Below are 13,434 nucleotides of genomic sequence, written 5' to 3' on the forward strand. Positions count from 1 at the left end.
TGCGGCGCAGCCGCATACAATACTAAAAACCGGGTAATGGAATTATGCGGGCTTTGCAGTTTTGGCCGCCCGCCTTGCTTTAAAGCGGCTCCATGCACGCTGGTAAAATTCGCGGTTGAACAGCTGCGAATCGTTCACTGCTTTTACCGTTAAAAACAGCCCGATGGGCACCAGCACATACGACGAAAGCCACATGCCGTTGAACGGATGCAGCGAACCAGCCCGGGATAATTTTTCGCCGGAGGTGCCCAAAAAATAAAACACCATAAAAAAGATGATGGAAAAAACCATGGGACTGCCCAGGCCGCCTTTGCGAATAATGGAGCCCAGTGGCGCACCAATTAAAAACAGCACGAGGCAGGCCAGCGAAAGCGAAATTTTGCGGTGCCATTCAATCTGGTATTTGCGCAGGTCGCGTTGGCGGTCGTTGTATTGCGTTACCACCAGCTCGCCATTGCTTTTAAGCGCCTGCACAATGCCCTGGCTGCGTTGCCGCACCATTTGCTGCATAGAGTCGGGCAGTATCTCGCTAAACGATTTTACCGCGGGCACTTTCCCAGCTACGGCCCAATTGCTATCGAGGTGTGCACGAAACTCGGCCGACGACAACACATCGCGGCGCACCTGCGGTGCAAAATTGTTGGCGTCTTTACGGATCGAATCAATGGCCACGCCCAACTGGCGCATGCTCAGCATCCGCTGGTTATTTTTGTTTACACTATCGGAGGTGCGCTGAAACTGGAACGAACTAAGGTCGAACTGCTTGGTGTATTGGTCAAATCCAAGCCGCACAAATTCGGTGTTGGCTTGCGTGGTGTTGCCCCGCTCCTGGTAACGCCAGCCATTTTTTAAAATAAATTCCAAGTACCGCTTGTTGTCCGAAATCCGCATCACGCCGTCTTCGGCAATGATAAAGTTGTCCTGCAAACTGGCACCGGCCTGTTCGTAAATAATGATGTCGCGGATTACGCTGTCGTTGGGTTCCTTTTTACCGATCTTAATGGCGAAGCCCGAAATCTTATCGTAAAAAACGCCTTCCTTGATGTCGAATGACGGTTTTGCATAAACGATATCGGCTAGCAATGTGCGGCTTTTGAGGTTCGCTACGGGAATGATGTAGTTGGAAAAAAGAAACGCAATGAAACAAATGGTCAGCGTTACAAAAAAAAGGGGCCGCATAAACCGCAGCAGCGATATGCCTGCCGATTTAATGGCCACCAGTTCGTAGGTTTCGCCCAGGTTGCCAAAGGTCATAAGCGATGACAGCAGCACTGCCAGTGGTAGGGCCAGCGGCACCAGCACCGCGCTTTGGTACCAAATAAATTCGGCAATGACGCCGGCCCCCAGGCCTTTGCCCACAAAATCGTCGATGTACAGCCAGAAAAACTGCATCACCAGCACCAGCAGCGTGATGAAGAACGTGGCCACAAACGGGCCAATGAAGGCTTTTATAATGAGTTTATCCAGCTTTTTCAGCACCTGCGTAATTTTTTCTTTTGAACCACTAAGACACTAAGACAGGAAGGGTACACGAAGCAATCTTCATTGTGTTGCTTCGTGGCCTATGTGTCTTAGTGGTTCAAATTATTCCACTTAATTTCCGTTTATGGAGGAGGCAAAAATACAGCTTTCGGCTGCCGAGATGGCGTTGGTATGCGATGCGGAACTGATTTTAACGAAGAACCGTATTATGGAAAAAGCAAAGGCGCTGCTGGCCGGGCTGCAACACCAAATGCAAGGGGCGCAGGTAGCGGCACCATTTGCCACTGTACCGCCCAAAATTGCCCGCGGCGAAAACCACGGCGGCCTACCCTACCTAATGCTCGATTACCCAAGGCTGTTTGGACAGGAAGACATTTTTGCCATCCGCACATTTTTCTGGTGGGGCCGTTTTTTCAGCAGCACCCTGCACCTTTCGGGAGTTTGGAAAAATAAGCTGGCAAACCGCCTTTCTGAAAGTTATCCACACCTGGCCCAGCGCGGCTATTTTATACAAACGGGGCCCGATCCCTGGGCACATCATTTCGATGGTGGCAATTACCAACCGGTGCAGGCATTTACAGCAACGGGCTTTGCAGAACTGGTGCACAGCCGGCCGCATATAAAAATTGCTGCATGGTGGCCGCTTCAAAGCTGGCCTCATGCAGCAAATAATTTATGGGAAAGCTGGTGCTTTTTGCTGGAACAGTGCGGGGCGCTTAGTTGCTACCCAGGCGGTGAAACAGGTCTTTTACCTGATAATCCCAAAGCATGCTCTGGTCTTTGATTTCTTTTTTCTCCGCAAAATCTTTGATCACCAAAATGGTTTGGTTGGTTACTTCCGATTTTTCGATGCGGAACTCAAAGTATTCTTCCTTCGGGGCGTGCGTCCAGTGATACCGCACAAAACGGTCCTCTTCGCTTTCCACCACTTCGGCAATTTCCGAAGAGCCATTCCACGAAAAAATAAACTGCCCATCCCGCTCATCTACCTTATCGGCAAACCACTCCTGCAGGCCGCTGGCCGTAGACAGGAACTCGTACAGGATTGCAGGAGAACAGCGAACCGGGTATTCTAATGTATAGAGTTGCTTTTTACTCATTTGCGCTAATTAAGCTTGTCGGGGGGTGCAATAACAGGAAAATAATTCAACCACCAAAATTTTTTCCTACCTGCCGATAGAAACGTAATTAAGCCTTTTTCAAAAAATGTAAAAGGAATCTTAAAATATTTTTTTTTCACATTGCAGGTTTTCTTAATTTGGACAAACGAACACACAACCTACGAACTGATGCACCCGGAAATGTGATGGAACATTTGGGATCCCTTAGCCAAGACGGACCTGAACTGCAACCTCAAATAACCATCTTAAATGCCATCCTATGAGCATGCGTCAACTGAAGATCACGAAGTCAATCACCAATCGTGAATCTCAAAGCCTGGAAAAATACCTTCAGGAAATTGGCAAAGTGGACCTTGTTTCACCAGAAGAAGAGGTACGCCTCGCCACACTCATCAAACAGGGCGATCAGCAAGCCCTCAACCGCCTCACCAAAGCCAACTTGCGCTTTGTAGTGTCTGTTGCCAAACAGTACCAGAACCAGGGCCTTTCCCTCCCCGATCTCATCAACGAAGGAAACCTTGGCCTGATCAAAGCCGCTCAACGCTTTGACGAAACCCGCGGGTTTAAATTCATCTCCTACGCCGTTTGGTGGATCCGCCAATCCATTTTGCAGGCCCTGGCCGAGCAGGCCCGTATTGTGCGGCTGCCGCTCAACAAGGTGGGCCTCACCAACCGCATCCAGAAAGCGTTTTCGCAACTGGAACAGGAGTTTGAACGGGAACCCTCGGCCGAAGAACTGGCCGACCTGCTGAACATGGACCTGGAAGAAGTGGCTTCCAGCCTGGGCATCAACGCCCGCCATGTAAGCATGGATACGCCCCTTTCAGAAGGTGAAGAAAGCACCCTGCTGGATGTGCTGGAAAATACCAACGCCGAAAAAACCGACAACGAGCTGGAATACAAACAATCGTTGCGGATAGAAATCAACCGGTCGCTGCAAACCCTTACGGAACGACAAAAAGATGTGATCTGCTACTTTTTCGGCATCGGGGTTGACCACCCGCTGAGCCTGGAAGACATTGGGGAAAAATTCAACCTCACCCGCGAAAGGGTTCGGCAGATCAAAGACAAAGCCATCACCAAACTCAAAGCCAACAGCCGTACAAAGGCGCTCCGGCCATACCTGGGCGGGAATTAAAAACAGTTTATAGTTGACAGTTGGTAGCCTGGGGCATTATTGATTATTAGAGTATTTATTATTGACTGCAAAACAGAGCAAACTTCAGGTTTGCCAATCTTCTTATATTTGCAACTTGTACAAGTGAATAGGCTCTATTCACTTTTTTATTGCCCTGAAATAGAACCGCAAAGGCACAAAGACAAACAAGATGCACCAAGAAATACTTTGTGTGCCTTTTGTTCCTTGGTGTCTTTGTGGTTCAAAAGATATAATTCAAAGCACTACTCATACTATGTTCGAATCATTAAGCGACCGGCTGGAAGGTGCCTTTAAAAACCTGAAAGGTGAAGGAAAAATCACCGAGCTGAACGTAGCGGCCACGGTTAAAGAAATTCGCCGGGCCCTGGTAGACGCCGACGTAAACTTTAAGATCGCCAAGGAATTTACCGACAAGATAAAAGACGAAGCACTCGGCGAAAAAGTGATCAATGCCATTTCGCCCAGCCAGTTGATGGTGAAGATTGTAAAAGACGAACTGGTATCCCTGATGGGTGGCGAAGCAGCCGAATTCAATTCCAAAGGTGCACCAGCGGTCATCCTGATTGCCGGCCTGCAGGGTTCGGGTAAAACTACCTTTAGCGGCAAGCTGGCCAATTACCTAAAAAAGCAAAAAAAGCTGTCTCCCATATTGGTGGCTGCCGACGTGTACCGCCCTGCGGCCATGGAGCAGCTCCGTGTGTTGGGTGAGCAAATTGGCGTGGACGTGCACCTGGAGCCGGAAAATAAAAACCCGGTGGAGATTGCACAAAATGCCATCCGCGAAGCCCGCGCTAAAAACAAAAACGTGGTGATCATTGATACTGCTGGCCGCCTGGCGGTGGACGAAGCGATGATGACCGAAGTGGCTAATATCAAAGCCGCTGTGGCCCCGCAGGAAATCCTGTTTGTGGTGGACAGTATGACTGGCCAGGATGCGGTAAACACCGCCAAGGCTTTTAACGACCGCCTCGACTTCAGCGGCGTGGTGCTTACCAAGCTTGATGGCGATACCCGAGGTGGTGCGGCGCTTTCCATTAAATACACCGTTGATAAACCCATCAAGTTTATCTCGAGCGGCGAAAAGCTGGATACCCTTGATGTGTTCTACCCCGAACGGATGGCACAGCGGATCCTGGGGATGGGTGATATTACCACGCTGGTGGAAAAAGCCCAGGCGCAGTTCGACGAAGAGCAGGCCAAAAAGCTGGAAAAAAAGATCCGCAAAAACCAGTTCGATTTTGCCGACTTCAAACAGCAACTGGAGCAGATCAAGCGGATGGGTAACCTGAAAGACTTGATGGCTATGATTCCCGGTGTGGGCAAAGCCATCAAGGACATTGATATTTCCGACGATGCATTCAAAGGCATCGAGGCCATCATCAACTCCATGACGCCCATGGAGCGGGCCAACCCCGACAAAATTGACGGCAGCCGCCGCAAACGCATTGCCAAAGGCTCGGGCAAAGACATTTCAGAAGTAAATGCCTTTATGAAACAGTTTGAGCAAATGCGGGAAATGATGAAAATGATGAACAAAATGCCAATGGGCCGCATGATGCCCGGCATGAAAAGATAGTGGCCGCACACACCCTTTTTAAGCCCCGCCAACAGCCGTTGCGCGGGGCTTTTTATTTGGCTAATATGTGCTGTTTAAAGCAGGCTGCTGTGCTAACTGATTAGAAATCATGCAAAAAATGGATCGTTTGCCGCCCCTGTTTTACCGATTGTTCAGCCAGCGCTTTTTATAGGCTGCAGTTCTTAAATTTTTCCGTAAAATCCCCTCCGGTTTGTCTATATTGTCAGACGGCCTTACTTTTGCGCCGTTAACCTTATCATTCACGCATTTAAATGTCTATTTAAGATGCCAGTTAAAATCCGACTGCAAAGGCACGGGTCTAAGAAGCGCCCGTTCTATTTCATTGTTGTGGCAGATGCCCGCGCCCCACGCGATGGTAAATTCATCCAAAAACTCGGTACTTACAATCCCCTGACCAGCCCCGCTACCGTTCAGCTCGACCGTCAAAAGTCGCTGGAATGGCTGCACAAAGGCGCTCAGCCTACCGACACCGTACGGAAGATTTTATCTCAAAAAGGCGTACTGTACCTGAAGCACCTGTTGCGCGGAGTGAAACTGGGTCTGTTTGATGATGCTACCGCTATGGAGAAATTCCAGTCGTGGCACCTTGAGCATGAAGCCCAGATTCAAAAGCGCCAGCAGCAGGCCATGCAAGAAAGAAGAGCCCGCAGAAATCCACCCTATCGCCGTCAGGAGCGCCCAGCGCCCCGCGCCAGCGAAGGTCAAGAAGGATAACAAACCTGCCTGCTTGAATGTATTAAGGTGGTTTTGCCCGGTGCAAAACCACCTTTTTTTATTAGCGCATACCGCCCATGTTTGCGCCGCTGCTAACTTTAATCAGTTAAAAATCAATACCCCGGCCGGAACTTAGCTTTCCGATTCAAACTTTATCCTCCTGCAATGACCGATTATTTTAAAATTGGAAAACTGGTTTCCATATTTGGCCTTAAAGGCGAACTGATCCTGAAACACAACCTGGGGAAAAAAACGGCGCTGAAAGGCCTTGCCGCATTTTTTATTGAAGAGCGGGCCAACTCGTTTATCCCTTATTTTATTGAAACGGCCCGCGCCAAAAGCGAGGATGAAACGTATGTGAAAGTGCAGGATGTGGACACCCGCGAAGCAGCTGTGAAGCTGGCGCAAAAAGAAGTGTGGCTAAAGGAGGAAGATTTCAAAAAGTTTTCGGCAAAAACGGCACCCATCAACCTGCTGGGCTACACCATTGAAGAAAACAAGCAGCCGCTGGGCACCATCCTCGAAGTCATTGAGCAGCCGCACCAGGTAATTTGCCGCCTCAGCATCCAGGAAAAAGAAGCATTTATCCCGCTCAACGAAAGCACCCTGCTGCGCATCGACCACAAGGGCCGCCGCGTGGTGGTGGAGCTGCCCGAAGGGTTGCTGGATGTGTATCTCCTGTAAGCAACGCCTTTCCCTATTTTTTATAAAAAAAATGCAGGGCCCCGTGCCAACGGCACAACACCCTGCATCAAAAATATTTAGGTCTTTCTATTATCGGCCGGCCAGCGCCATGCCCGACATCAGCACCGGGAACTGGCTGGTAGAAATGCCCAGGGTTTTCAAAGCATTGCGGGCCTGCAGCATATGGCGCTGCTCGTGTGCCACCAAAAACCGGAACGTATCGCCCAATTTTAATTTCACCAGTTTAGAAATCGTGATCGGGATCCGGATCTCGTTGAGGTTGCGTTTCCGCGATATTTCCAACAGTTGGAGGAGCTTGTTTTGGTGTTGGATAAACTCGTCCAGCACGGCCTCGCTGTTCAGCGTTTTCTCGGGGCGGTAGCCCTTGGGCGCCTTCATTTTGTTTTTTACTTCGTACACGTTGCCGGGCAGCATGAGGCGGGTAAAATAATCGCCAAAGAAACCCGGAACAAACCAGGAACTCCACTCCTTTGGAATAATGGCCACCGATTTTTCAATTTCGGGCAGGTAGTGGCGGTTGTACATATTGAGGTGCTCCAGCACCTGCACCACGCTCCACGAGCCCTCGGCCGGCGGGTAATTGAGCTTTATTTTGTCTATGCCGCGGAAATGCTCTGCGGCGGCAATGATCTGGCGTACGTCTTCCTGGAGTTTATGAATAAGGTCTTCGCTTTTAAACTTTTTCATACAAATGGTTTTTTGAAAACTATTTGAAATGGTTTTGCAAAATCTTTGCCCGCACCCACGCCTGTGGTGCAACGCCCCAATCTGCCGACCTAACCAATAAGAAAAAGAATATTTTCGGCCATTCGCCGCAACAATATGGCGGACGAAACCGCCGTCCAGTGGCAGTTGTAAGCCTTAGCTTAAATACGAACCGAGCCCAGCAGCTTGCTGAATGTTGCGGGATCGATGCCGAGGTAGGACGCCAGGTATTTGTGTGGAATAAGCTGCAACACATGCGGACTGCGCTGCAGCAGGCGCCGGAACTTGTCCTCGGCGCTAAAGTATTGCAGCTCTGCCTGCCGCTCCAGCAGGCCTTTAAAAGCCAGTGCCGTTGTTTTAAAGAAAAGCGTTTGCACATTGGGGTAATATTGCATCAACCGCTCCATTTGGCCGTAGGTGGTGCGCAAAAACCGGCTGGCCGTTAAGGTTTCAAACACATACTGGGTGGGCGTTTGCGTTAAAAAAGAATCGGCTACGCCGGAAAAGGAATAGGGGTAGGTAAATACCAGCGTGGCTTCGGCACCCTGCGGCGTAATGCAATAACAGCGCTGCACGCCGTCCAGCACAAAATAAAGATGGCGTTCGGTGGTGCCGGATGCGGTGAGTACCACTTTGCGCTTACAGGAAAGGGGCTCCCATTGTGCCAAAAATTCGTCGAGCTCTTCGCTTTTGAGTGGATGAATGGGCGCAATAAATTGTTGTAACAACTGCAGCGGCAACAGTAAATATTTGTTCTAAGATAACTTGCCCTTTTGTTATAAAAAGATGCGTTTTTGCAGGTTATAAAAAATGCGTTGCAACACTGATGCATGCAGTATTGCATATTGAATAAATGCATGCTATTTTTTTGCACAACCAAAGCAAACAACGCGGTGTACATGCAGCAAAAACACAAAGCATTATGGCACCGCTTTTGGAGGCCAGTATGCATGAAACGGTTTTTATTCATTGTAGTGGTGGCAATGATGTTTGCCGCATGTGGCAACGATTCCGGAGCCAAGCTGGAAGATCCTTCCGGCACACAGCCGCCTTCGGAAGCCATACCTGATTCAATGACCATTGTCAACGATTCGGCTATTGTGCCGGACGCTGCAATAATCAGGGGCGATACAACAGATACGACTCACCAGCACCCATAACCGAAAATGCGATCTACTCATTTTTGTATAAACTATTGCGCTTAACTTTAGGATAAGCCTCAGAACAAGCCTCATATATATTTACTCACTCATCAAATTCATGATCATGAAACTCAACAAACTCATTCCCATCGCAATGGCAGTTGCTGTTGTTATTGGTATTGGTTGCGGCAACGACAGCAATAATGCAGCAAGCACAACAGACAACGATGCCACTGCCACAACGCCTACAACTACCGATGCAGCACCCACTACAGCAGATGCAACTGCCAGCGATAAAGGCATCGGCAAATTTCAAAATGTGGAGCTTACCCACCCGCTCGATCAAAAAATGGTAGCCGCAGGTAAGGGTATATATGAAATGAAATGCCAGAGCTGCCACAAACTCACCGATGAAAAAATGGTGGGCCCGGGCTGGAAAGGCGTTACCGACCGACGAACACCGGAGTGGATCATGAACTTTTCCACCAACGTAGATGAGATGTTGCAAAAGGACCCTGCTGCACAAAAAATGCTGGAAGAGTGCCTGGTGCGCATGCCCAACCAAAACCTCTCCGATGAGGACGCAAGGGCTATCCTGGAATTCATGCGCAACAACGACGGCAAAAGCTAACGACGATTTCTTAGGTTCCTGAAATCAGGAGTTTTGTACGCCATAACGGTTGTTTATTTTTTTACAAAAAAAGACCACCGTTTGGCTGTCTAAAATTTACCTCCCGAATTTCTTTATAAAAAAACGGGGTGCATACATTCAAAATGTATGCACCCCGTTTGCAGTTTTCTCAGTGGCCTTCGGCAGCACTACACGTCACCTGGCTGTCTGTTTCTCGTCTTTTATCTTTTGCCTATTGTCTATCTTCTATCCAATAATCATAGGTCTTTTTTCTTAAACACCCGCACTGCCAGCAGCATGGGAATAATCGCCCACACCATCATGATACCAATGGTATACAACGCACCAACAGATGAACCAAAAAAGTCTTTATAAGTAGCTCCGGTGTATCCCATTAATGCACTGATGTCCATTTTCAACATCAGGAAAATGCGGCCTAAATCCACCGGGTTGAGCGATGAAAGGGCTAGGGTCAAACTTTCCAGCGGGTAGTCGGAAAAAGCAAACAGGATGCTCAGCACCAACCCGTCATAGATCAACGCAAAATAAAACCACAGCATCAGCGCAATGCCAATGCCCCTGGCCTTATCGCGGGCCAATACAGAAGCCAGGAAAGCCAGCGACGTGAATATAAACGTGAGCAGCACGCCGGTTAGCAGCAGCGCCAAGCCTACCGCATCGGGTTGAAACAAGAGCACCGGGATACCCACACCTGCAAGGAATGCAGTGGCCATCGAAAACGCAGTACCGAAATATTCACTCATTAAAATGCGCGACCGGCTCACCGGCTGCGACAACATCAGTTCAATAAACTCGTATGAATTGTAATAGTGAATGGTGGCAAACACCATGCTTACCAACGGCACTACAATCAGCACAATATTTGTCAGGCTCATCACCGCTTTACTGGTATTATCTTCCATGCGAAACAGCGTAACCGCCACTGCCAGCAAAAACAAAGTATAAGCAATCACTACTTTGCTGCGCAAAATATCGTGCAGCACATAACGCGATAATTTAAGCATAACGCACCTCCATTGATTTTACGATTGCACCCGACTGCTCGTTCGGCTGCACATAACCACTTTTCATTACCGATGCAATGGCGCGGCCCAAACGTTCCTCGCCGGTCAGTTCTTTTAGTTTGCCAATGGATTGATACAGGCGCAGCTTACCATCCTGCAAATACATCACGTCGGTAGTTAGTTCATCCAGGTCGGCAAGTATATGGCTGGTGATCAGGATCAGTTTTCCTTTTTCCTTTTCCCGCATGATCTTTTCCTTTAAAATTTCGGATGCCAGCGGATCAAGGCCTGCAGTGGGCTCATCAAGGATCAGCACTTCGGGATCGAACAGGAAAGCCAGCACCGCACTTACTTTTTGCCGCGTACCGCCTGATAGCGACCGCATGTTTTTTTCCATCAGCGCCTGCATGCCGTATTGTTCAATCAACTCTTCATCCAGCTTGCGGGTGCCGTGGTTGCGTATGTTTTTGATCATTGAAATCACCTGCCCGATGGTCATGTTATCGGGATAGCGCCCAATCTGCGGCATGTAGCCAATTTTATCGCGGTAAGCTACTTCGCTTTGTATGGGTTTGCTGTTGAAATAGATCTGGCCCGCATCGGGCTGCACAATGCCCAGTATCGATTTGATGAGTGTTGTTTTGCCCGAACCATTGGGGCCCACCAGCGACACTACCTGGCCTTTGCGAAAAGCCGCAGATACATCGTCCAGCGCATGTAGCTTTTTAAACTTTTTGGTGATATGCTCAATCGTGATCATGTCGTTTCATTTTTTATGTCAAAAGGCAACATTTAAAAGTCAAAAACGTGGTGTTTCATCTTGCCGCTTTTTGCCTTTTTACTTTTAATTTTTACTAATTGTGCTACAACTTCAATGCTTTTAAAAGTGGCCGTTCATCCCTTAAGTTTTCAGGTGTGAGGCTGGGCAAAGCTTTTTCGGCTTTTTCCAAAAGCGCCACCATAAACGACCGCAGCAGCATCAGTGCATTGGGGTTTGTTTCAATGATGGCGGCATACATACTAACAGGATGATACGGCACATCGCCCACGCCATCGCGGTTGCGGTCGTAGCCTTCATATTTATCCCAATAGTTCTGGTTAAAGTCGTTCAGCACCAGCGACCCATTGGTGCTGATGTCGAATGTATTGCGGTGAAAATTGTTGCGGTTAAATGCATTGTCCATACAGCTGGCCGATACTTTTGCGGCCCAGCCGTTTTCTTCAAAACTGTTGCTGGTGGCCTGTATGCGGCTGGTGCCTTCCATCAGTATGCCTACGGTGTTTTTAAAAAAACGGTTGCCTTCAATGCGGCTGTCGTTGATGTCTTTCAGCAGCAGGCCATATGCTGCAGGGCCCCAGTTGTTGACAAATTGGTTGTGCAGCATCGTTACTTTTTTCGAATACATTACAGCTACACCAGCACCGTTGTTTTGAAACGTATTGGATATATAGGTATCGTCGTTGGAGAACATAAAGTGCAGCCCGTAGCGCAGGTTGCCTTCGCTCTTATTTTTACGGATCAGCGAGTGGCTTACAAATTCAAAGTAAATACCATCGCGGTGGCCATGCACTTCGTTGCCTTCTACCAGCATGTTGTTGCACTTCCACAGATGGATGCCGTTGCCGGTGGTATTTTCTGTTTTGGTTAAGCCAAAAAAGTAATTGCCCCGAACGGTTGAATGCCGCGTGTTGGCCACATGCACCCCGAAATATGTTTTGAAAAAACGATTGCCTTCGATGGTTACATTGGTGGCATCAATCACCTTGATGGCTGCATAATCGTTCATGGCCGAATAGCCTGAATTGGTGAACTGGAAACCTTTCACCGTAATACGGTCACCACTGAGGGTAAAGGTCTCGTATTTATCATCGCCATGCAGCAGCGGCCAGCCTTCGCCAATAATGGTGAGCGGCTTGGTCACCACAATGTTATTGATATAATACAGCCCGTTTTTTACCAGCACTGTATCGCCGGCAGCGGCTGCTGCCACCGCCTGCCTGATGATGGCATATTGCTGGCCTTTGCCCACGATAAGTGTGCGGCTTTGTGCCTGTAGGCCCAGTGCAAAAAATAATATGGTCAGGAGTACTTTCATGCCGAAAAATTATTGGAGGCCGTTCCAGTCAACCGCTTTGCCGCCGCTTTGTGCCGCAGCAGCATCAGCCGCTTCTTTAGTGGCAAAGCCAGCAGTGTTGCTGCCCATTGGGCTGCGCAATGCACCGCCCTGAACAAAGTGGGCCGCTTCTACTGACACGAATTGATCTTTGTTGGCGTAATCGGTGGTGAGCACCTGTGCAATGTCGGATTGCGGCACCTCGCCGGCTTTTAAAAATCCTTTCATGCAATGCAGGTCATCAAACTTAAACACCTTGCCTTTTTTGGTGATGAGCTCGCCGCCAAACTGCGCGGTCATGAGGGTCATTTTGCAAAAATGACAACCGTCCTTGCCAATGGCAAACGGCTGCGGACCGCTTTGGCAGGCCGGCAACACAAAGGCCAGCATCAGCAGCGCTGCAAAACTTTTGGTTGAAGCAACGGTTCCTTTCAGCATCGATGATGTTTTTAATTTTTTTCCACGGCGCCATTCCAGCACCAGCACGGTAATAAAGATCAAACCTGCTACCACGATCACCCAACCGCCCGAATCGGGGTAAGAATAAGCGTCGAAATTCAGCAGTTTTTTATGGCCGATGAGTGGTGGCTGGTAGCTAAAACCGGGCACCTGTATGGCTGCGGTTGGATCGAGATTGTGGCCGTAATCGTATCCCCACATCCAGAAATCGACCATTGCTGCCACGCCGCCGGCCAGCAATAAAATAACGTAAGCCAGCAGGGCTTTGAGGCGGCCCAGTGCGGCTACCAGCAACCCCAATACAATAAATGCGCCTACCACGTAAACGAGGTAGGTAAACTCGGGGAACATTTCCACTTTAATATGCTTCATGCCGATGTAGTGGTTGAGGCCATTGATGATCTCCACCTGGCCGGTAAGCTGGTTCAACCAGATCTGCATGCTCAGCCCTTCGGGATATTGCGGGGCCATGAGGGTAATTTCCCAAACGGGTAAAAAATAAGTTAGGATCAGCAACAGCGAAGCTGCTACCAATGCCATACGGTTGAAGGGGCTGATCTTGTTCATATCGAATCGTTTT

At 48.9% G+C, this 13,434-nt stretch carries 15 protein-coding genes; 7 read left to right on the forward strand and 8 right to left on the reverse strand.

Annotation, left to right across the window (positions count from 1 at the left end; genetic code table 11):
- Positions 1-42 precede the first annotated feature (42 nt).
- Positions 43-1,479 carry an LptF/LptG family permease gene (locus EPD17_RS19515; RefSeq protein WP_240040684.1) on the reverse strand — a complete coding sequence of 479 codons (1,437 nt, stop codon included), beginning with the start codon at positions 1,477-1,479 and terminating at the stop codon, positions 43-45.
- A 127-nt stretch (positions 1,480-1,606) separates the two neighbouring features.
- On the opposite strand from EPD17_RS19515, the gene EPD17_RS19520 reads away from it, so the two are divergent.
- Positions 1,607-2,266: a hypothetical protein gene (locus EPD17_RS19520; protein WP_132056121.1), complete on the forward strand. Its 660-nt coding sequence runs from the start codon at positions 1,607-1,609 to the stop codon at positions 2,264-2,266.
- Here EPD17_RS19520 and EPD17_RS19525 read toward each other — a convergent pair.
- Entirely contained in the window at positions 2,199-2,582 is a 384-nt protein-coding gene (locus EPD17_RS19525; RefSeq protein ID WP_114236377.1) for an START-like domain-containing protein, read from the reverse strand. The genes EPD17_RS19520 and EPD17_RS19525 overlap by 68 nt on opposite strands.
- Positions 2,583-2,862: 280 nt before the next feature.
- Between EPD17_RS19525 and EPD17_RS19530 the strand changes: the two genes are divergently transcribed.
- The 4 genes from EPD17_RS19530 (at position 2,863) to EPD17_RS19545 (ending at position 6,757) form a co-directional block, all read left to right on the forward strand.
- Positions 2,863-3,741, forward strand: coding sequence for a sigma-70 family RNA polymerase sigma factor (locus EPD17_RS19530; protein ID WP_206609796.1), 879 nt, complete (start codon positions 2,863-2,865; stop codon positions 3,739-3,741).
- Between the two features lie 274 nt (positions 3,742-4,015).
- A complete protein-coding gene (gene ffh / locus EPD17_RS19535; RefSeq protein WP_132056122.1) occupies positions 4,016-5,338 on the forward strand; it encodes a signal recognition particle protein in 1,323 nt (440 codons plus the stop codon).
- Between the two features lie 348 nt (positions 5,339-5,686).
- On the forward strand, positions 5,687-6,073 hold the full coding sequence (rpsP, locus tag EPD17_RS20395) for a 30S ribosomal protein S16 (protein WP_317126711.1): 387 nt from the start codon (positions 5,687-5,689) through the stop codon (positions 6,071-6,073).
- Positions 6,074-6,238: 165 nt separating this feature from the next.
- The gene (locus tag EPD17_RS19545) at positions 6,239-6,757 is read left to right on the forward strand and encodes a ribosome maturation factor RimM (protein WP_132056123.1); all 519 of its coding nucleotides are present in this window, start codon (positions 6,239-6,241) and stop codon (positions 6,755-6,757) included.
- A 90-nt stretch (positions 6,758-6,847) separates the two neighbouring features.
- On the opposite strand, the gene EPD17_RS19550 is transcribed toward EPD17_RS19545, so the two are convergent.
- Entirely contained in the window at positions 6,848-7,465 is a 618-nt protein-coding gene (locus EPD17_RS19550; protein ID WP_114236373.1) for a DinB family protein, read from the reverse strand.
- A gap of 179 nt (positions 7,466-7,644) precedes the next feature.
- A complete protein-coding gene (locus EPD17_RS19555; protein ID WP_240040685.1) occupies positions 7,645-8,223 on the reverse strand; it encodes a Crp/Fnr family transcriptional regulator in 579 nt (192 codons plus the stop codon).
- Between the two features lie 210 nt (positions 8,224-8,433).
- Here EPD17_RS19555 and EPD17_RS19560 point away from each other — a divergent pair, with 210 nt between their 5' ends.
- Together EPD17_RS19560 and EPD17_RS19565 are read left to right on the forward strand one after the other, a co-directional pair.
- Entirely contained in the window at positions 8,434-8,643 is a 210-nt protein-coding gene (locus EPD17_RS19560) for a putative periplasmic lipoprotein (RefSeq protein WP_132056125.1), read from the forward strand.
- 106 nt (positions 8,644-8,749) lie between these two features.
- Positions 8,750-9,256, forward strand: a complete 507-nt coding sequence (locus tag EPD17_RS19565; RefSeq protein WP_240040686.1) for a c-type cytochrome — start codon at positions 8,750-8,752, stop codon at positions 9,254-9,256.
- A 257-nt stretch (positions 9,257-9,513) separates the two neighbouring features.
- On the opposite strand, the gene EPD17_RS19570 is transcribed toward EPD17_RS19565, so the two are convergent.
- From EPD17_RS19570 to EPD17_RS19585, 4 genes are all read right to left on the reverse strand, one after another.
- Positions 9,514-10,281, reverse strand: coding sequence for an ABC transporter permease subunit (locus tag EPD17_RS19570; protein ID WP_132056126.1), 768 nt, complete (start codon positions 10,279-10,281; stop codon positions 9,514-9,516).
- Positions 10,274-11,041 (reverse strand): ABC transporter ATP-binding protein, encoded by a 768-nt coding sequence (locus tag EPD17_RS19575; protein ID WP_132056127.1) that lies wholly within the window; start codon positions 11,039-11,041, stop codon positions 10,274-10,276. The genes EPD17_RS19570 and EPD17_RS19575 overlap by 8 nt, the downstream gene beginning before the upstream one ends.
- 103 nt (positions 11,042-11,144) lie before the next feature.
- Positions 11,145-12,377 carry a nitrous oxide reductase family maturation protein NosD gene (gene nosD, locus EPD17_RS19580; protein WP_132056128.1) on the reverse strand — a complete coding sequence of 411 codons (1,233 nt, stop codon included), beginning with the start codon at positions 12,375-12,377 and terminating at the stop codon, positions 11,145-11,147.
- Positions 12,378-12,386: 9 nt separating this feature from the next.
- The gene (locus tag EPD17_RS19585; RefSeq protein ID WP_132056129.1) at positions 12,387-13,421 is read right to left on the reverse strand and encodes a nitrous oxide reductase accessory protein NosL; all 1,035 of its coding nucleotides are present in this window, start codon (positions 13,419-13,421) and stop codon (positions 12,387-12,389) included.
- Positions 13,422-13,434: the final 13 nt, after the last annotated feature.

Source organism: Pseudocnuella soli (assembly GCF_004347775.1).
In the GTDB taxonomy this organism is placed as follows: Bacteria; Bacteroidota; Bacteroidia; order Chitinophagales; family Chitinophagaceae; genus Flavisolibacter; species Flavisolibacter aquaticus.